15 protein-coding genes are annotated in these 18,348 nt (G+C 73.4%); 10 read left to right on the top strand and 5 right to left on the bottom strand.

Going from position 1 to position 18,348, the window contains the following annotated elements; all coding sequences use genetic code 11:
* The first annotated feature begins 52 nt into the window (after window positions 1–52).
* Window positions 53–526 (top strand): hypothetical protein, encoded by a 474-nt coding sequence (locus ABD230_RS08860; RefSeq protein WP_344371903.1) that lies wholly within the window; start codon window positions 53–55, stop codon window positions 524–526.
* A gap of 1 nt (window position 527) precedes the next feature.
* Here the strand turns inward: ABD230_RS08860 and cofD are convergent, their stop codons facing one another.
* Window positions 528–1,577 carry a 2-phospho-L-lactate transferase gene (cofD, locus tag ABD230_RS08865; protein ID WP_344371906.1) on the bottom strand — a complete coding sequence of 350 codons (1,050 nt, stop codon included), beginning with the start codon at window positions 1,575–1,577 and terminating at the stop codon, window positions 528–530.
* A gap of 55 nt (window positions 1,578–1,632) precedes the next feature.
* The gene (locus ABD230_RS08870) at window positions 1,633–2,622 is read right to left on the bottom strand and encodes a zinc-dependent alcohol dehydrogenase family protein (protein ID WP_344371909.1); all 990 of its coding nucleotides are present in this window, start codon (window positions 2,620–2,622) and stop codon (window positions 1,633–1,635) included.
* Window positions 2,623–2,823: 201 nt separating this feature from the next.
* On the opposite strand from ABD230_RS08870, the gene ABD230_RS08875 reads away from it, so the two are divergent.
* Window positions 2,824–3,510, top strand: coding sequence for a phosphoribosyltransferase (locus ABD230_RS08875; RefSeq protein WP_344371912.1), 687 nt, complete (start codon window positions 2,824–2,826; stop codon window positions 3,508–3,510).
* 129 nt (window positions 3,511–3,639) lie between these two features.
* Here ABD230_RS08875 and ABD230_RS08880 read toward each other — a convergent pair whose 3' ends face one another.
* A complete protein-coding gene (locus ABD230_RS08880; protein ID WP_344371916.1) occupies window positions 3,640–5,544 on the bottom strand; it encodes an adenylyl cyclase in 1,905 nt (634 codons plus the stop codon).
* Between the two features lie 234 nt (window positions 5,545–5,778).
* Here ABD230_RS08880 and ABD230_RS08885 point away from each other — a divergent pair, with 234 nt between their 5' ends.
* Together ABD230_RS08885 and ABD230_RS08890 are read left to right on the top strand one after the other, a co-directional pair.
* The gene (locus ABD230_RS08885) at window positions 5,779–6,660 is read left to right on the top strand and encodes an LLM class flavin-dependent oxidoreductase (protein WP_344371918.1); all 882 of its coding nucleotides are present in this window, start codon (window positions 5,779–5,781) and stop codon (window positions 6,658–6,660) included.
* A gap of 87 nt (window positions 6,661–6,747) precedes the next feature.
* Window positions 6,748–8,808 (top strand): elongation factor G, encoded by a 2,061-nt coding sequence (locus ABD230_RS08890; protein ID WP_344371920.1) that lies wholly within the window; start codon window positions 6,748–6,750, stop codon window positions 8,806–8,808.
* A 97-nt stretch (window positions 8,809–8,905) separates the two neighbouring features.
* Here the strand turns inward: ABD230_RS08890 and ABD230_RS08895 are convergent, their stop codons facing one another.
* Both ABD230_RS08895 and ABD230_RS08900 read right to left on the bottom strand, forming a co-directional pair.
* The gene (locus ABD230_RS08895; protein ID WP_344371923.1) at window positions 8,906–10,297 is read right to left on the bottom strand and encodes an HNH endonuclease signature motif containing protein; all 1,392 of its coding nucleotides are present in this window, start codon (window positions 10,295–10,297) and stop codon (window positions 8,906–8,908) included.
* A 213-nt stretch (window positions 10,298–10,510) separates the two neighbouring features.
* The gene (locus ABD230_RS08900) at window positions 10,511–11,917 is read right to left on the bottom strand and encodes an aminotransferase-like domain-containing protein (RefSeq protein WP_344371927.1); all 1,407 of its coding nucleotides are present in this window, start codon (window positions 11,915–11,917) and stop codon (window positions 10,511–10,513) included.
* Window positions 11,918–12,194: 277 nt separating this feature from the next.
* Between ABD230_RS08900 and ABD230_RS08905 the strand changes: the two genes are divergently transcribed.
* From ABD230_RS08905 to ABD230_RS08930, 6 genes are read left to right on the top strand one after another with little or no spacing between them, the layout of a single operon-like run.
* Window positions 12,195–13,043 (top strand): nitrilase-related carbon-nitrogen hydrolase, encoded by an 849-nt coding sequence (locus ABD230_RS08905; protein ID WP_344371930.1) that lies wholly within the window; start codon window positions 12,195–12,197, stop codon window positions 13,041–13,043.
* A gap of 27 nt (window positions 13,044–13,070) precedes the next feature.
* Window positions 13,071–14,507 (top strand): dihydropyrimidinase, encoded by a 1,437-nt coding sequence (gene hydA, locus ABD230_RS08910; RefSeq protein WP_344371933.1) that lies wholly within the window; start codon window positions 13,071–13,073, stop codon window positions 14,505–14,507.
* 17 nt (window positions 14,508–14,524) lie between these two features.
* A complete protein-coding gene (locus tag ABD230_RS08915; protein ID WP_344371936.1) occupies window positions 14,525–15,541 on the top strand; it encodes a TIGR03842 family LLM class F420-dependent oxidoreductase in 1,017 nt (338 codons plus the stop codon).
* Window positions 15,538–16,512 (top strand): ABC transporter permease, encoded by a 975-nt coding sequence (locus ABD230_RS08920; protein ID WP_344371939.1) that lies wholly within the window; start codon window positions 15,538–15,540, stop codon window positions 16,510–16,512. Before ABD230_RS08915 ends, ABD230_RS08920 begins: the two co-directional genes overlap by 4 nt.
* Window positions 16,509–17,423 (top strand): ABC transporter ATP-binding protein, encoded by a 915-nt coding sequence (locus ABD230_RS08925; RefSeq protein ID WP_344371941.1) that lies wholly within the window; start codon window positions 16,509–16,511, stop codon window positions 17,421–17,423. The genes ABD230_RS08920 and ABD230_RS08925 overlap by 4 nt, the downstream gene beginning before the upstream one ends.
* The gene (locus ABD230_RS08930; RefSeq protein ID WP_344371944.1) at window positions 17,420–18,325 is read left to right on the top strand and encodes an ABC transporter permease; all 906 of its coding nucleotides are present in this window, start codon (window positions 17,420–17,422) and stop codon (window positions 18,323–18,325) included. The genes ABD230_RS08925 and ABD230_RS08930 overlap by 4 nt, the downstream gene beginning before the upstream one ends.
* Window positions 18,326–18,348: the final 23 nt, after the last annotated feature.

Below are 18,348 nucleotides of genomic sequence, written 5' to 3' on the forward strand. Positions count from 1 at the left end.
CATTGACTGCTGGAAGGCCGCCGGACCGGCGGTCGAACGGAAGGGGAACCTCATGCACACCACCCGGATCCGCCCGCTGCTCGGCGCGGCCGCCACCTTCGCCCTCGCCGCCGGCGGGGTGCTGATCGGCGCACCGGCGGCGAACGCCGCGGGCGTCAGCGGACCCGCGTTCTGGGCCGACGGCGAGCTGTACCGCACCGTCGGCACGCCGACCGACTTCTCGGGCACGGGCGCGCCGGCCGACTCGTTCCAGCCGCTCTACGCCTTCCCGGAGGGCACCCAGGCGAACGTCACCCCGGCCGCACCCGGCGACCCCGGCTTCCGCGGCGGACGCTGGGCGATCACCGAGGTGCACCTGCCCGACGGCTACGCCGCGGCACTGGCCTCGGGCGACCTCGACGGCGACGGCGTGCTCGACTCCGCAACGGAGCTCTGGGCCGCCGCCGACGCGGGCGACCTCGTCGTCGGCGACATCACGCGCTACTTCGAGTGCCCGGTGATCCCGGTGCCGCAGAACGAGCGCTGAGTCAGTCGCGCCCCGCGGGCGCGGCGCCGACCGCGAGGTCGAGCGCCGCGCCCGCCAGTGCGGCGGAGGTCTCGCGGTCGCGCATCCAGAGCGGGACGGATGCCGCGGCGAACCCGTCGGCGACGAGGCCGGGCACGGCGCTCGCATCGGCCTCGTCGACGAGCCAGCCGTCGAGCACGCCGCCCGTGGTGCGGGCGCCGTAGTGGCGCGCGACGGCCGCGGCATCCGTCTCGACGCCGATCGCCGAGAGGCACGCGTCGGCCATGCCGCGCACCACGCGCCCGCCGATGACGGGGGAGACGCCGACGACCGGCGCCGCGGTCTCCGCGAGGGCCTCGCGGACGCCGGGCACGCCGAGGATCGTGCCGATCGACACGACCGGGTTCGAGGGGGCGAGGAGCACGACGTCCGCGTCGGCGATCGCCGCCCCGACGCCGGGAGCCGGCCGGGCCTCGGCGAGGTTCCGCTGGGCGAACCCGAGCGCCGGGATCGACGCGCGGTAGCGCGTCCACCACTCCTGGAAGTGCAGCTCGTCGCGACCGCCGGCATCGGGATGCGCGGGGTCGATCCGCACGTGCGTGTCGACCTCGGCATCGGTCGCGGGCAGCAGCCGGACCCCGAGCCGCCAGCGGCGCTGGAGCCGTTCGGCCACGTCCGACGGCGCCAGGCCCTCGCGCAGCCACGACGTGCGCGCGAGGTGCGTGCCCAGGTCGAGGTCGCCGAGCGTGAACCACGGCCAGCCGACGCCCCATTCGCGCAACTCGGCCGCGACGCGCTCCGACTCGCCGGCCCGGCCCCACCCGCGCTCGGCGTCGTTCACGCCCGCGAGGGCGTACAGCAGCGAGTCGAAGTCGGGCATGAGCCGCACGCCCGACAGCCAGAGGTCGTCGCCGGTGTTGACGACGACGGTCACGTCGGCGCGGGTCGCCGGGGTGCCGTCGGCCGCCGGTGGCGCGTCGGCATCGGCCGGCCAGCGCCGAGCGGCCTCCTCGCGCACGCCGCGCGCGAAGCGCGCGCCCCCGACCCCGCCTGCGAGCACCGTGATCTGCACCGTTCCACGGTAGTCGGCGCCGGGGTCCCGCGTCCCCGGGCGGCGGGGTCCGGCGTCAGGCGTCGCGCACGAGCACGAGCGACCCGGACGCGCGCCCGGCGCGCAGGTCGTCGACCGCCTGCGGTGCTCGCTCGAACGCGTACGGCGTCGCGGACGGCGCGATGCCGAGTCGCAGCGCGAGCCGGAGGAACTCGTCGCCGTCGGCCCGGGTGTTCGCCGTCACCGTCCGCAGGTCGCGCTCGAGGAACAGGTGGTCGGCGTACGTCATCGCGGGCACGTCGGTCATGTGGATGCCGGCGAGCACGACCGTGCCGCCGCGGACGGTCGCCTCCAGCGCGATGGGGACGAGGTCGCCTGCGGGCGCGAAGACGATCGCCGCGTCGAGCGGCTCCGGGGGTGCCGCGCGCTCGTCGCCGACGGACGCGAGCCCGAGCTCGCGTGCGAGCCGCCGGTTCGCCTCGCCGCGGGTCATGGCGTCGACGGTCGCGCCCGCCGCCATGGCGAGTCGCGCCGTCAGGTGGGCCGACGAGCCGAAGCCGTAGAGGCCGAGGCGACCGCCCGGCGGCAGGTTCGCGCGGCGCAGCGCGCGGTAGCCGATGATGCCGGCGCAGAGCAGGGGTGCGACGGCGACCGGGTCGGCGTCGGGCGGCAGCGCGTACGCGAACGCCTCGGACACGGTCGCGAGGTCCGCGTAGCCGCCGTCGGCGTCCCAGCCGGTGAACCGGGCGTCGGGGCAGAGGTTCTCCCGGCCGCTGCGGCACCACCTGCAGGCACCGCAGGTCGAGCGCAGCCAGGCGATCCCGACGAGGTCGCCCACCGCGGTGCGGCGCACGGCCGGTCCCGTCGCGGCCACGCGACCGACGACCTGGTGGCCGGGCACCACGGGACTGCGGTGCGGCTCGAGTTCGCCGTCGATGACGTGCAGGTCGGTCCGGCACACGCCGCACGCGAGGACCTCGACGACGAGGTCGTCGCCGACCGGTTCGGGGTCGGTGAGCCGACGGTCGACGAGCTCGCCGTCGCCCCGCGTCGTCCAGGCCTGCATCGTGCGCCTCCCCTGATCGCTCCGCCGGACCGTCTCCGCCGGAGCGCCGCTGCCGCCAGCCTGCGCCGCGCCTCCCGCTGCGATCGGGCCGAAGGTCATCCGGCCGGGCGCGATCGGCGGGTGCGGTGCGACACCGGACGAGCCGGTGTCGGCGGGACCATGGGCCTCACGGGCGGCCGGCGGGCCGATCAGGCTGGAGACGTGTTCCGGAACCGCGTCGACGCGGCGGCCGAGCTGCTCGGCCGCCTCGAGCGGTTCCGCGACCGCGACGTCGTGGTCCTCGGCCTGCCGCGCGGTGGCGTGCCGGTCGCGGCGGCGGTCGCCGAGGGGTTGGACGCGCCGCTCGACGTGATCGTCGTCCGGAAGCTCGGCCTGCCGACGCAGACCGAGGTGGCGATGGGGGCGATCGGCGAGGGCGGCGTGCGCGTCGTCGACGACGACCTCGTGCGGCGCGCCCGCGTGTCGGACGCGCGCTTCGCCGAGGTCGAGCGGCACGAGCAGGCCACGCTCGACCGTCGGGTCGTGCAGCTGCGCGGCGGACGCCCACCCGTCCCGCTCGCCGGCCGCACCGCGCTCGTGGTCGACGACGGGCTGGCGACGGGCGCGACCGCGGAGGCGGCGTGCCGGGTCGCCCGGGCGCGGGGCGCTGCGCGCGTCGTGCTCGCGGTGCCGGTCGCGCCGAAGGATGCCGCTGCCCGTGTGCCGTCCGCGGACGAGGTCGTCGCGGTCGAGGTGCCCGACTGGTTCATGGCCGTCGGACAGGCCTACGCCGACTTCCGGCAGACGAGCGACGAGGAGGTCGTCGCGCTGCTCGAGCACGCGCGCGACCGGACCGGCGACCGCGGGGCCCCGCGGGCCGGAACCGACCCGGGTTCGGCTGAAGGCTGAGTCTCGAGTCGGGCCGGGCCGCCGGTCGCCCGTGGCGTGCCGTGCCGTGCGGACGTGACGCCGGGAATGCCCGAGCGCCCGGCAAGGGAGAGCCGGGCGCTCGGGGGTCTGCGGCGGTCCGCTGCCGGACTACGGGGCGGGGTAGTCGACGATGAACCGGGGCGCCCCGATGTGGTCCATGTCGGCCGCCTCGCCCGTGCCGTTCACCACGTGCAGGATCGTGCCCGCGCTGAGGTTCACGGTCATGACGTGGTGGAGGCGCACGCCCTCGCGCTCGGGAACGGAGAAGCCGTTCTCGGTCACGATCGACGGCGCGTTCTGGTTGAACACGTACACGCCGGCACCGTGCAGCGCGTGCGTGTCCACGTCGTCGGCGACGACGTAGCCCGGGTAGCCGAGCGTGCCGTCGGGCTGGGTCCAGTCGGCCTGCGTGGGCGGGTCGTACGGCAGTTCGTTCTGGTAGAGCACGACCGTGCCGTCGTCGCCGTTCCAGAGCGTGTTGAACCGCTGGAAGTGCTCGACGAACAGGCCCGTGGCGGTCACGTGGTCGCCGTTCACGACGATGCCGTTGCGACCCGTGTTGGTGTTCCAGCGGTCGGTGTCGCCGTTCACGCCCTCGGTGAAGCCCTCGACGCCGTGGTCGCCGCGCCAGACCCACGCGTGGTCGATGAGCACGTGGTCGGCGTTGACCTCGATCGCCGTGTCGACCCTGCCGACGTGGGGCCCGCCGACGCGGACGTAGACGTCGTTCAGCGTGATCGGGTCGGATGCCGCGGCGCGCGCGTTCGCGCCGTGGTCGCCGTTCGGCTTGCCGACCCGCAGGAGTGCCGGCGAGAGCTCGGTGCCGGCGTCGAAGGTGACGCCTGCGACGACGACGCCCGGGACGTCGGCGACCTCCATCGGCACGGCGCCGCCGGTGGCGGTGAGCGTGGCGTGGCCCATGCCGAGCACGACCGTGTCGGCACGCTTGACCTTGATCGTCGCGTCGATGTCGTAGATGCCGGGCGTCAGGAGCAGGTTCTTGCCCGACGCGAGCGCCTGGTTGATCCGCTGCACCGAATCGCCGGGCTTCGCGAGGTAGAAGTCGCCGATCGGCACCGTGCGCCCGGGCGTCATGCCCTCGGCCCACGAGACGCCGCGGGTGTCGGTCGCCGCCGACGGCACGCGCACGTTGAACGCGCCCTCGTCGTCGACGAAGAGGTACGGCTTCTCGCGGCTCACGGGGGTCGTGTCGAGCGTCGTGTAGGGCGGGTCCGGGAACGCGGCGTCGTCGGGTGCGCCGACGGTGCCGGCGAACACCTGGTTCCAGACCGCGTTGCTCCAGCCCGCGGAGACGTCGCTGTTGCGGGTGAGCCACTGCTGCTGGGAGCCGTTGATCGTGAACGGCAGTCGCGAGTCGGCGATGAAGCCGCCGCTGGCGTACTGCGGCCCGTCGGTGCAGTAGTCCATGAGCGAGAGGTTCGCGCCCGAGATGTCGAGCCGGCGCATCGAGACGGCCTGCGAGACCGCCCAGAAGTTCGCGCTCGCGCGGCATCCGTCCTGGCTCGCGCCGTTCACGTGGAGCGAGAGGTTCGACAGGGTGCGCCAGAAGTTCACGAGCGCGATGCAGTTCGGGTCGTCGCCGCTGCCGAGGCACCGGTTGTAGACCTCGATGGCCCCCTCGACGGTCACGTCGGAGGGCGACGCGCCGAGGCCCGCGACCTCGGTGTAGTAGCCGACCTCGAACTGCAGGGGGTGCTCGCCGTCGCCGTAGGCGCCGGGCATGAAGTACACGGCGCGGCGCACCTCGCTCATCTCGGCGTCGCGCTGCTGGTCGGCCAGGGCGTCGAGTTCGGCGTCGATGTCCGCGAGGGGCATCGACGGGTCGAAGATCGTCACGTTCGGGCCGAAGTCCGGGTGCAGGGCGTCGACCTCCTGCGGCGGTGCCGCCTGCGCGGGACCGGCGGCGACGGCCCCGGCGACGAGGATCGCTCCGATGACCGCGGCGGCGGTCCTCATGCGGGTGCGGGGCGTGGGTGGGGCGTTGGTGCTCATCCGTGCTTCCTCTCCTTCGAGGCGGTGTGGGTGGCGCTGCACCCCCGGCTCCATCGGCCGGATCGCCCGGTGCCACAGGTGTCGGACATCGGGTTACTGACGAGACAGTAACCTTTGCGCCACCGCAGTGCAACGCCCGGCACGCCGGGTCGGCCCGACCGCGACCCGGCGATCGGTGCCGTCCGCCGGCCGTGCAGGGGCGCCGTGGCGCCGACGGAGGCGTAGCGTGGCCGCATGCCCGACTACGGCCGCCCGATCGAGTTCGGTACCTTCATCACGCCCTCGGCGCTCGACCCGCAGCGCCCGGTCGCGCTCGCGCTCGCGAGCGAGGCGGCCGGGCTGGAATTCGCGACGTTCCAGGACCACCCCTACCAGCCGCGGTTCCTCGACACGTGGACCCTCATGACCTGGGTCGGCGCGCGCACGAACCGCATCCGGATCTCGGCGAACGTGCACAACCTGCTGCTGCGCCCGCCGGCCGTGCTCGCCCGCGCCGCGGCATCCCTCGACCTGCTCACGGGCGGTCGCGCGGTGCTCGCGCTGGGCGCAGGCGGGTTCGCGCCGGCCGCGGTCGCGATGGGTGCACCGAACCGCACGCCGGCCGAGCAGGCGGGTGCGCTCGGCGAGGCCATCGTCGTGATCCGCGAGCTGCAGGACGTCGACGCCCAGGGCGGGGTGTTCCTGCACCACGCGTACTACCCCATTCGCGGCGCGAAGCGCGGGCCGGCCCCCGTGCAGCGGCCGATGCCGATCTGGCTCGGGGTCACGAAGCCGAAGGGGCTGCGGCTCGTCGGGCGGGCCGCCGACGGCTGGCTGCCGTCGCTCGGGCGCCTGGAACACGGGCCGGCGTCGCTCGACGCCGGCCACGCCGTGATCGACGAGGCGGCGCGCGTCGCCGGACGCGAACCCCGCGACATCCGTCGCCTGCTCAACGTCGGGCCGCGCGAGGCGGACCCGGAGGTGCTCGCCGACCTCGCGACGCGGCACGGCGTCGACACGTTCATCGTGACCGGCGACGACGAGGCGCTGATCGCGGAGCTCGGGGCGCGCATCGCACCCGAGACGCGCGCCCTCGTCGCGGAACGTCGCAGCGCGGCGGGCGTGCCGACGGCCTGAGACGGATCGGGACCTCCGTCCTCTGGACCTCCGGGCCTCGGCGGGGGACGATGGACGGACGGAACCGCACCGGCGCGGGAGGCCCCCATGAACTCGGCATCGCCCCAGACCCACCGGACCGTCGCCCTCGTGGGCGCTTCGGGATCGGGAAAGACCACGCTCGCGGAGGCGGTGCTGCATCGCGCAGGTGCCATCCCGAGAGCCGGTTCGGTCGAGCAGGGGAACACCGTCTGCGACCACGAGCCCGAGGAGATCGCGCGCCACACGAGCCTCGGGCTCTCGCTCGCCCACCTCGAGTGGACCGGGCCGGACGGCACCGCGTACACGGTGACGCTCGCCGACACCCCGGGGCATCCGGACTTCGTCGGATCGGTCGACGCGGCGCTCGCCGTGGCGGATGTCGCCCTGCTCACGGTGAGCGCGGTCGACGGCGTCGTCGCGGGGACGGTCTCCGCGTGGGAGGCGGCCGGCGCCGCCGGCGTGCCGCGCGTGGTCGTCGTGACCCAGGAGGACAAGGCGCGCGCCGACTTCCGCGGCGTGCTCGCGCAGTTGCGGGCGGCGTTCGGGGAGCACCTGTGGGCGCTCGAGCTGCCCCTCGGCGAAGAGGCGTCGTTCCGGGCGATCGCCGACGTGCTCAGCGAGGAGGCGCACGTCTACGACGACGAGGGCCGGCACCATGACGAGCCGCTGCCGCCCGAGGCGGAGGCCGAGGAACACGCGATGCACGTCGAGGTGACCGAGGACATCGTCTCGCACGACGACGCGCAGCTCGAGGCGTACCTCGAGGGCGACGAGCCGTCGGCCGAGGAACTCGAGCGGACGTTCCGGCGCGAGGTGGCGGAGGGTGAGGCCGTGCCCGTCCTCGTGTGCTCGGGACTCACCGAGGCGGGCGTCGACCGCGTGCTCGACCTCGTGTGCGAACTGACGCCGTGCGCGACCGAGCGCGACGGACGCATCCGCGTCGGCGAGGGCACGGGCGGCAGCGAGCTGGAGGTCGCGCCGAACGAGGGCGGCGACACGCTCGTCCACGTGTTCCGCACGGTCGCCGACCCGTTCGTCGGGCAGGTGTCGATGCTGAAGGTGCTCTCGGGCACGCTCCGCACCGGCGACAAGCTGCGCAACGCGACGACGGGCACGGACGAGCGCATCCACGGCCTCTTCCGGCTGCGCGGGTCCGAGCACCTCACCGCGGGCACCCTCGCCGCGGGCGAGGTCGGCGCGGTCGCGAAGCTCACCGGCTCCCCGTCGGGCTCGCTGCTCTGGTCTCGCGCGACCGGCACGGCGCGCCCCGTCGCCACGCCCGAGCGCGCGCCCGTCTACGCGGTCGCACTCGAGCCGGCGTCGCAGTCCGACGACGAGAAGCTGCCGGCCGCGCTCGCGCGGCTCACGGCCGAGGACCCGACGCTCGTGGTCGAACGCGCGGGCGAGCAGACGGTGCTGCGCGGGCTCGGCGACACGCACGTCGCCGTCGCGGTGGAGCGCCTCGCGCGGGTGTTCGGCGTGCACGTCGACACCGGGCCGGCGCCGGTCGCGTACCGGGAGACCATCGCGGGCACCGCGTCGGTCGAGGGCAAGCTCAAGAAGCAGTCGGGCGGGCACGGCCAGTTCGCCGTCGTGCAGCTCATCGTCTCGCCGCTGACGCCGGGCGACGGGTTCGAGTTCGTGGACTCGGTCACGGGCGGCGCGGTGCCGCGCCAGTACATCACCGCGGTCGAGAAGGGCGCACGCGATGCGCTGGCGTCGGGCGGGCCGCAGGGGCACCCGGTCGTCGACGTGCGCGTGGAGCTCACCGACGGCAAGACGCACTCCGTCGACTCGTCGGACATGGCCTTCCGCACCGCGGCTTCGATCGGAGTGAAGGCCGCGCTCGCCGAGGCCGGAACGGTGCTGCTCGAGCCCGTGTCGAGCGTGACCGTGACGGTGCCGAACGACCTGCAGGGCGCGGTCCTCACCGACCTCTCCGGCCGCCGCGGCCGCGTCAGCGCGACCGAGGCCGCGAGCGACGGCCGCGCCCGCGTCGTGGCCCATGTGCCCGAGTCGGAGCTCGCCCGCTACGTGCTCGACCTGCGTTCGATCACCGCCGGCCAGGCGGAGCTCACGATCACGCCCGACCACTACGCGAAGGCGCCGAGCACGGCCCGCGCCTGAGCGGGGTCGCGGCGAGCGCCCGCGTGTTCGCTCATCCTGTCGTCCGGGCACTCGCCTGGGCTCGCGCAGAACGCAGTGTCCGGGCCCTGCCGCGCGCTCACGCCGCATCTTCGGCCAGCCGCGCCTCGAACCGGGCTCTCCCGCCGAGCCTCGGTACGCGATCGGGATCGACGTGGGGTGGCGGCACGAACCAGACCTCGCGCGGCCCGGTTCGGATCTCCCACCCCTCGCGGTGGATCAGGTGGTGGCAGAAGCTGCAGAGCAGCACGCCGTTGGAGAGATCGGTCGGCCCGGCGTCGTGTTCCCACCAGCGGATGTGGTGCGCCTCGACGTAGCCGACGTTCTGCCCGCACGCGGCGCAGCCGCCGTCGCGCTCGCCGAGCGCGATGCGCTGCGCCTTCGTGAACAGGCGGGCGGAGCGACCGAGGTCGAGCGGAAGGCCGGGGCCGCCGAGCACCGCGGGGATGAGTTCCGCGTCGGCCGCGAGGCGTCGGGCGGTGACCGCGGTGATCGGCTGGTTCAGCCCGTCGATGCGGGCATCGCCGAGGCCGGTCACGAGCGTGTCGAGTTCGACGCGCACCACGACGGTGGTCTTCGCCAGCGGCGTCAGGGTGTGCTCGCAGCCGAGTGAGTGACGGGCGATCGCGGCGAGCGCGTCGGCCTGCAACTGCGGGATCGACCGACGGTCGTCGACCACCGGCCGCGTCTCGCCGGTTCGCGGGTCACGTCGCCGGAGCGCGTCGCCCACGAGCGCCTCGACCGCCGCCTTCACCGGTGCCGCCGTCTCGGGGTCGAGTCGCGCGCGCAGGTGGACGACGCCGTGGCGGTCCTCGTGCATGGTCAGCGAGCGCTGCTCGCGCAGGTGCTCCTCGCGCGGCTCGACGCCGTCGGCATCGAGGCGCGCCTCGGCCTCGCGAACGACCCGGATGAGCACCTCGAGTGGAGCGCGCGCACCGAGTTCGGTGAGCGCCGCCTCCGCGACCGCGATGAGGTCGGGATCGGCGCTCACCGCCACCCGATCGAGCATGGTCGTGATCGCGGACGCCGCGTCGAGGCTGATCGCGCCCCCTGCCAGCGCGGAGGCGACGTGCGGCCGTCGCGCCGGCACCCGCTCACCGGAGAAGGCGGAACGTGCCGAGGTCGCTGCACCGACTGCGATGAGCCGCGCGGCCTCCGCCCGGGAGCCACCGGTGGACGCCGCGACGAGCCGTGCCGGGCTGTGGAACCCCTGCGCCTTCGCGAGGCCGAGCTCGCCGGACTCCGGACCGGAACGCCGGGCGACCTCGGCGGCCGCCCGAGCGAGCAGGGCATCGACGCCGCGCCGCACCGTCGCGAGGGCGTCGGCCACTCGCACGACCCCCGCGTCGCTCATCTGCTCGAGTTCGGCCTGTGCGTCGCCATGGATCGACCCCAACGCCGGCAGCGACCCGCGCCAGGCGTCGCGCAGCTCGGCGAGCTCGCGCTCGAGCGTTGCCAGGGGTCCGTCCATGCTTCGATCCTGCATGCACCCACCGACATCGGAAGGGTGATGAAATCGCTCGTGAACAGGCATTTCACCTGTGCATGGCTCGGTGGCTATCGTGCCTGTGGAGGACGAGTGAGACCATCCGCCGGGTGGCCGGGTGGCCGGGTGGCCGGGTGGCCGGGTGGCCGGGTGGCCGGGTGGCCGGGTGGCCGGCCGGCTGCGTGGCTGATGCGCCGCTCAGTACCCGCCCGCCGCAAGGTGCTGCCCCGCGACCGCCAGGGCATCCGCCACGGCCGCGGCGTCCTCGCGCACCGCGCCCACCGTCACCCGCACGAACTCGTGCCCGTTCCCGCGCCCCCCGGGTGCGCCCGCGACGGGCGTGCCGTTCGGCGCCGCCGCCAGGAACGGCGTGCCGCCCGCCACGCGGACGCCGGCCGCCGCGAGCTGCACGAGCGTCGACCGCTCCGAGAGCACCGGCATCCACAGGTTGATCCCGTCGGCGTGCATGACCGGGATCCCCCGCGCGCGCAGTGCGTCGCCGAGGGCGCGCTGGCGCGTGTAGTACGCCCGACGGGCCTCGGCGACCGCGTCGATCGCGGCGCCGTCGGTGAGCAGGTCGAGCAGGATCGACTGCAGCATCCGCGACGTCCAGCCGGGCCCGAGCATCCGGCGGGCCATGATCCGGCCGACGAGGTCGCGCGGGCCGCCGACGGCGGCGATCCGCAGGTCGGGGCCGTGCGACTTCGAGAAGCTGCGCACGTGCACGACGCGGTCGGGCAGGTGCGTGCCGAGCGTGACGTCGCCCTCCGTCGAGATCAGCCCCGAGTGGTCGTCCTCGATGACGACGAGGTCGAGCCCGTGCTCGTCGGAGGCGCTGCGGATCACCTCGGCGAGCGCGGCCGCCCGGGCGGGCGTCATCGATGCGCCGGTCGGGTTCTGGGCGCGCGGCTGCAGCAGGATGGCGCTCGGCCGGCGCCGCAGCGCGGCGGCGAGCCCGTCGGGCACGAGGCCGTGCTCGTCGATCGCGACCGGCACGGCCTCCGCGCCGAGCAGGTCGAGCAGGTCGAGGAAGGGCGGGAAGCCGGGGTGCTCGACGACGACGCGGTCGCCGAAGCGAACCACCTGGTCGAGCGTGCGCGAGATCGCGTCGAGGGCGCCGTCGACCACGACGATCGATTCGGCCTCGCTCGGCCACGAGCCGCGCAGCACGGTGGCGAGTGCCGGGATCACGGGCTCGGCCTGGTAGCTGCCGACGTCGGCGCGCGCCGACACCCGCGAGAGCGCGGGACCGAGCGGCGGGAGCAGCAGCGGGTCGGGGGTGCCGCGCGAGAGGTCGAGTCGCACGGGGTCGTCGGGCGGCGCCATCCCCCGCATCCGCACCGCGGGGCCGCTCGCCGCGTCGCGGCGGACGAAGCTGCCCGCGCGGCCGCGGGATTCGATGAGGCCGGCCTTGGCGAGCGCCTGCCAGGCCTGGCTGATCGTGGCGGGGCTGACGCCGAGCGAGGCGGCGAGTTCGCGCACCGTCGGCAGGCGCGCTCCGGCCTCGAGCTCGCCGCTGTTCACGAGGCGTGCGAGGTCCGCGGCGATGCCGCGGGGGGTCGTGTCGGCGAACGGGGTGAGCGTCGTCAGCTCGGAGACATCCACTCGAATACCTGATCGCACCATTGCCTCCTCACGAAGCAAGGGACAGGATGTTTAACCACCACGTCACAGACTGAAACAAAAGGGAAATGTTCACGCCGAAGAATAACAGAACGGGTCGCAAGCCCCGTTCGGCACCCTCCGCAGGTCCCCGGCCCGCGGCGGCATTCGGCACCACTGCTCGGCGTCCCCGCGCGCACGGCAGGCACTAGCGCACCACGCAGCACGCGCCCAGGCCAGCCTGCGGACGGCAACGACGCCGACCGACCCAGGAGGCACCATGACGATCGTTCGAGCGGCCATCACCCAGACCACGTGGACGGGTGACAAGGAGTCGATGCTCGACAAGCACGAGCAGTTCGCGCGCCAGGCGAAGGAGCAGGGCGCCCAGGTGATCTGCTTCCAGGAGCTGTTCTACGGCCCCTACTTCGGCATCACCGAGGACGTGAAGTACTACGACTTCGCCGAGCCCGCCGACGGCCCGATCGTGCAGCGCTTCGCGGCGCTCGCCAAGGAGCTCGAGATGGTCATGGTGCTCCCCATCTACGAGGAGGAGCAGCCCGGCGTCTACTACAACACCGCGGTCGTCGTCGACGCCGACGGCACGATCCTCGGCTCGTACCGCAAGCACCACATCCCGAACCTCGACAAGTTCTGGGAGAAGTTCTACTTCCGCCCCGGCAACCTCGGGTACCCGGTCTTCCAGACCGCGGTCGGCCCCATCGGCGTCTACATCTGCTACGACCGGCACTTCCCGGAGGGATGGCGCGAGCTCGGCCTGAACGGGGCCCAGATCGTGTTCAACCCCAACGCGACCAAGCCGGGCCTCTCCAACCGCCTCTGGGAGATCGAGCAGCCCGCTGCGGCCGCCGCGAACGGCTACTTCATCGGCGCCGCGAACCGCGTCGGCCTCGAGGACAACGAGTACGGCGACCTCGCCGTGAACTTCTACGGCAAGAGCCAGTTCGTCGACCCGCAGGGCAACATCGTCGGCGACTACGGCTCGGAGACCGACGAGGAGGTCGTCGTCCGCGACCTCGACATGGACATGATCCGCAACGTCCGCAACGCCTGGCAGTTCTACCGCGACCGCCGGCCGGAGTCGTACACGTCCATCCCGAAGCCGTAACCCGACGAGCGCGAAGGAGCGAAGCGCATGGCCACCACCCTCATCTCCGGCGGCACCGTCGTCAGCGCCACCGGCCGGTCCGCGGCCGACGTGCTCGTCGACGGCGAGAAGATCGTCGCCGTCCTGCAGCCCGGCAGCGAACTGCTCGGCACGGATGTCGCGGCATCCGTCGACCGCGTCGTCGACGCCACCGGCAAGTACGTGATCCCGGGCGGCATCGACGCCCACACCCACATGCAGCTGCCGTTCGGCGGCACCGAGGCGTCCGACACGTTCGAGTCGGGCACCATCGCCGCCGCCCACGGCGGAACCACCTCGATCATCGACTTCGCCGTGCAGACGTACGGCCAGCGCATCGAGGACGGCCTGGCCGCCTGGCACGAGAAGGCGGGTGGGAACTGCGCGATCGACTACGGCTTCCACCAGATCGTCGGCGACGTCAACGAGGCCTCGATCGAGGCCATGAAGAAGCTGCCTGACGAGGGCGTCTCGAGCTTCAAGCTGTTCATGGCCTACCCGGGCGTCTTCTACTCCGACGACGCGCAGATCCTGAAGGCCATGCAGGTCTCGCGCGACACCGGCATGCTCACGATGATGCACGCCGAGAACGGTCCCGCGATCGACGTGCTCGCCCAGCAGCTGGTCGACCAGGGCAAGACCGATCCGTACTACCACGGCATCGCCCGTGCGTGGGAGATGGAGGAGGAGGCGACGCACCGCGCGATCATGCTCGCCAAGCTCACCGGCGCGCCGCTCTACGTCGTGCACGTCTCCGCCAAGCAGGCCGTCGAGCAGCTCGCCTGGGCGCGCGACAAGGGGCAGAACGTCTACGGCGAGACCTGCCCGCAGTACCTCTACCTCTCGCTCGAGGACCAGCTCGGCGCTCGGAGCGACGAGTGGGGCGCGTTCGAGGGCGCGAAGTGGGTGTGCTCCACGCCGCTCCGCTCCCGCGCCGAGGGCCACCAGGACTCGATGTGGCAGGCGCTGCGCACGAACGACCTGCAGATGGTCTCGACCGACCACTGCCCGTTCTGCATGAAGGACCAGAAGGAGCTCGGCCTCGGCGACTTCCGGAAGATCCCGAACGGCATCGGCTCGATCGAGCACCGCATGGACCTCATGTACCAGGGGGTCGTGACGGGCGAGATCACGCTCGAGCGCTGGGTCGAGCTCACGAGCACGACGCCCGCCCGCATGTTCGGCCTGTACGGCACCAAGGGCGTCATCCAGCCGGGCGCCGACGCCGACATCGTCGTCTACGACCCGAACGGCCACACCTCGATCGGCCTCGACAAGGTCCACCACATGAACATGGACTACTCCGCGTGGGAGGGCTACGAGATCGACGGGAAGGTCGACACGGTCATGAGCCGAGGCAGGGTCGTCGTCGAGGACGACGCCTACGTCGGCGCCAAGGGCGACGGGCGCTACCTCAAGCGCGGCCTGAGCCAGTACCTCATCTGAGCGAGAGGATCCCCGCCATGGACTTCGGAGTCGTCCTCCAGACCAATCCGCCCGCCTCGCGTGCGGTCCACCTCGCCACCCTCGCGGAGCAGTTCGGGTTCAGCCACGTCTGGACCTTCGACTCGCACCTGCTGTGGGAGGAGCCGTACGTCATCCACTCGCAGATCCTCGCGCAGACCCGTCGGGTGACGGTCGGTCCGTTCGTGACCAACCCCGCCACCCGCGACTGGACCGTCACGGCGTCGACCTTCGCGACGCTGAACGAGATGTACGGCAACCGCACCGTCTGCGGCATCGGCCGCGGCGACTCGGCCGTGCGCGTCACCAACGGCAAGCCGGTCACGATGAAGGAGCTGCGCGAGTCGATCCACGTCATCCGCGAACTCGCGAACTCGCGCTCGGTGGAGTACAAGGGCTCGACCCTGCGCTTCCCGTGGTCCGTGGGCTCGGAGCTCGAGGTCTGGGTCGCCGCGTACGGCCCGATGGCCCTGAAGCTCACGGGCGAGGTCGGCGACGGCTTCATCCTGCAGCTCGCCGACGTCGACATCGCCGCCTGGATGATCAAGACCGTGCGGGACGCCGCGGAGGCCGCCGGCCGCGACCCGATGTCGATCAAGTTCTGCGTGGCCGCGCCGTTCTACATCGGCGAGGACCGCGCGCACATGCTCGAGCAGTCCCGCTGGTTCGGCGGCATGGTGGGCAACCACGTCGCCGACATCGTGGCCAAGTACGGCGAGCACGGCAGCGTGCCCGACGCGCTCACCGAGTACATCCGGGGCCGCGAGGGCTACGACTACAACACGCACGGCAAGGCCGACAACGACCACGTCGACTTCGTGCCCGACGAGATCGTCGAGCGGTTCTGCGTGCTCGGCACCGCGGAGGAGCACATCGAGAAGCTGAAGCGGCTCGCCGAGCTCGGCGTGGACCAGTTCGCCGGCTACCTCCAGCACGACAACAAGGAGGAGACGATGCGGGTGTACGGCGAGACCGTGATCCCCGCCATGACCGAGCACCTGACGGCGAAGGCATGACGGCGACGACGACCCCGACGGTCGGCCGCGGCGCACGCGGCGGCGACGCCGGACGCGCGGCCGGCGCAGCGCGCAGCGCGCGACGCCGTCAGGCGGTGCTGTGGGGCGTGCTCGGGATCGTCGCGCTCGCCGCGCTGTGGGAGCTGTACAAGCTGGTCGGCCCGGCCGACGGATGGCTCGTCGGCGCGCAGGAGGGCGTCACCGGAAGCGGCATCAGGCTGCTCCCGCGCACGAGCGACCAGGCCATGCCGCACGTCTGGGAGATGCTCGCGCGCATCGTGGAGCCCGTGACCCGCGCCTCCGGCGCGCTGCCGCTCGGCGTGGTGGTGCTGCTCGCGGCCCTCACGAGCCTCGGCGTCGCCGCGCTCGGCTGGCTCGTCGGCGTCGTCGTCGGGTTCGTGCTCGCCCTGCTGATGCTGGGCTTCCGCATCGCCGAGCGCGCCGTCCTCCCGTTCGTGATCCTCAGCCAGACGGTCCCGCTGATCGCGCTGGCCCCGCTCATCCGCAACTGGGGCTCCCGCCTCGAGTTCGGCGCGTTCTCGTGGGAGAGCTGGATGTCGGTCGTGATCATCGCGAGCTACCTCGCGTTCTTCCCGGTCGCCGTCGGCGCGCTGCGGGGGCTCCAGAGCCCGGATGCCGCGCACCTCGACCTCATGCGCAGCTACGCCGCCGGCTGGTGGACCACGCTGCTCCGGCTCCGGCTGCCCGCGAGCGTGCCGTTCCTCGTTCCCGCGCTGCGCCTCGCAGCCGCGAACGCGGTCGTCGGCACGGTCGTCGCCGAGATCTCGGTCGGCTTCACCGGCGGCATCGGCCGGCTCATCCTCGAGACCGCCGTCGCGGCGTCGAGCGACCCGGCCAAGCCCTGGGCGCCGATCCTCGGCGCGGTCCTGCTCGGACTCGTCGCCGCCGGCTTCGTCGCCCTCCTCGCCGCCTTCCTCAGTCCGTTCCGCCGACAGGAGACCGTCGCATGAGCACGTCCCCGAGCACGCCCGCCCCCGAGTCGACGTCCGCCGCGGGCACCGCGGCCTCGCCGGCGACCGCGACCCCGTCCGCGACCGCCGACGCGACCGAGGCCGTCGTCGCGCGCGGCGTCGAGCGCATCTTCGCCGGGGCGAAGGGCGCCGAGGTCACCGCGCTCACGGGCATCGAGCTCACGGTCCGCGCCGGCGAGTTCGTCTCGCTGATCGGTCCCTCGGGCTGCGGCAAGTCCACGCTGCTCCGCCTCATCGCCGACCTCGACGAGCCCACCGCGGGCGTGATCCGCGTCTTCGGCAAGACGGCGCGGCAGGCCCGCATCGACCAGGCGTACGGCATCGCGTTCCAGCAGGCCGGCCTGCTGCCGTGGCGCTCGGTCGCGGCGAACGTCGAGCTTCCGCTGCAGCTGCACGGCATCGGCTCGGCCCAGCGTCGCACCCGCGTGGCCGAGCTGCTCGAGCTCGTCGGCCTGTCCGACTTCGCGGGCCACTACCCCGACCAGCTCTCCGGCGGCATGCAGCAGCGCGTCGCGATCGCGCGCTCGCTCGCCGAGCAGCCCCGGCTGCTCCTCATGGACGAGCCGTTCGGCGCGCTCGACGAGATGACGCGCGAGCGCATGCAGACCGAGCTCCTGCGGATCCGCGCCGAGACCGGCGCCGCCGTCGTGTTCGTCACGCACTCGATCCCCGAGGCGGTCTACCTGTCCGACCGCGTGGTGGTCATGTCGCCACGCCCCGGACGCATCACGGACGAGGTCGACGTCCGGCTCGGCGATGCGGCCGACCGCGGCGAGGACCTCCGCGAGGACGCCGCGTTCTTCGCCGGCGTGACCGCGGTGCGCGAGGCGCTGCACGGCCACGAGGCCGCTCCCGCCACGGGCTCGGCGAGGGGGGTGGACGTGCGATGAGCGGCCTGCCCGACTCGGCGGTGGCCACCCAGCCCACGCCGCCGCGCGCCGACGGCGCCGCCGCCGTCTCCGGAGGAACGGGCACGCCGGCGCCGGACGACCGTGGCGGGACCGCGGCCCGCCGCCGCCGCCGCACCGGCGGCGGCCCGCTCGCGCGGTTCGCCGCGCTCGTCCTCCCGCCCATCGCGCTCTTCGTCGTGCTCGTCCTGCTCGTCGAGCTCATCGTCGTCTCGGCCGGCATCCCGCCGTTCGTGCTCGCGAGTCCGTCCGCCATCCTCGACCAGCTCGTGCAGTACGCGCCGCAGGTGCTCGCCGCGACGCTCGCGACCGGGCTGAACGCGCTCATCGGCCTCGTCATCGGCGCCGTCATCGGCGTGCTCCTGGCGATCGCCGCCTCGTCGCTCCGCTCCGTGGACGGCATGCTCGCGCCGATCGTGGCGGCCGTGGCGGTCGTGCCCATCGTCGCCCTCGCGCCCGTGCTCTACACGATGTTCGGCTCGACCTCCGAGGTCGCGCGCATCATCATCGCTTCGATCGCCGCGTTCGTGCCGATCTTCCTCAACACGCTCCGCGGCCTCCGGCAGGTGCGACCGGTGCACCGCGACCTCATGCGCGCGTACGCTGCGAGCTCGGGCCAGCAGACCCGGTTCGTCACGATCCCGTCGGCGCTGCCGCACTTCTTCACCGGCCTGCGGATCGCCTCGTCGCTCGCGGTGATCTCCGCGCTCGTCGCCGAGTACTTCGGCGGGCCCCGCGCCGGCCTCGGCTCGGCGATCACGACCGCGGCCGCGTCGAGCGCGTACGCCCGCGCCTGGGCGTTCGTGATCGGCGCCATCGTGCTGGGCCTCGTCTTCTTCGCACTCACCACGCTGATCGAGAGGATCGCCTCGCGACACCGATGACCACCTGACCCGCCGGCCGACGA

It is taken from the genome of Agromyces tropicus, from assembly GCF_039531345.1.
Classification (GTDB): domain Bacteria; phylum Actinomycetota; class Actinomycetes; order Actinomycetales; family Microbacteriaceae; genus Agromyces; species Agromyces tropicus.

Bases quoted from the DNA above. Each gene is read 5' to 3' on its own strand.
- ABD230_RS08895 (WP_344371923.1), bottom strand. From the start codon at position 10,297: ATGGACGGACCCCTGGCAACGCTCGAGCGCGAGCTCGCCGAGCTGCGC.
- ABD230_RS08930 (WP_344371944.1), top strand. From the start codon at position 17,420: ATGAGCGGCCTGCCCGACTCGGCGGTGGCCACCCAGCCCACGCCGCCG.
- ABD230_RS08920 (WP_344371939.1), top strand. From the start codon at position 15,538: ATGACGGCGACGACGACCCCGACGGTCGGCCGCGGCGCACGCGGCGGC.
- ABD230_RS08925 (WP_344371941.1), top strand. From the start codon at position 16,509: ATGAGCACGTCCCCGAGCACGCCCGCCCCCGAGTCGACGTCCGCCGCG.
- ABD230_RS08870 (WP_344371909.1), bottom strand. From the start codon at position 2,622: ATGCAGGCCTGGACGACGCGGGGCGACGGCGAGCTCGTCGACCGTCGG.
- ABD230_RS08890 (WP_344371920.1), top strand. From the start codon at position 6,748: ATGAACTCGGCATCGCCCCAGACCCACCGGACCGTCGCCCTCGTGGGC.
- ABD230_RS08915 (WP_344371936.1), top strand. From the start codon at position 14,525: ATGGACTTCGGAGTCGTCCTCCAGACCAATCCGCCCGCCTCGCGTGCG.
- hydA (WP_344371933.1), top strand. From the start codon at position 13,071: ATGGCCACCACCCTCATCTCCGGCGGCACCGTCGTCAGCGCCACCGGC.
- ABD230_RS08880 (WP_344371916.1), bottom strand. From the start codon at position 5,544: ATGAGCACCAACGCCCCACCCACGCCCCGCACCCGCATGAGGACCGCC.
- ABD230_RS08905 (WP_344371930.1), top strand. From the start codon at position 12,195: ATGACGATCGTTCGAGCGGCCATCACCCAGACCACGTGGACGGGTGAC.
- ABD230_RS08860 (WP_344371903.1), top strand. From the start codon at position 53: ATGCACACCACCCGGATCCGCCCGCTGCTCGGCGCGGCCGCCACCTTC.
- ABD230_RS08885 (WP_344371918.1), top strand. From the start codon at position 5,779: ATGCCCGACTACGGCCGCCCGATCGAGTTCGGTACCTTCATCACGCCC.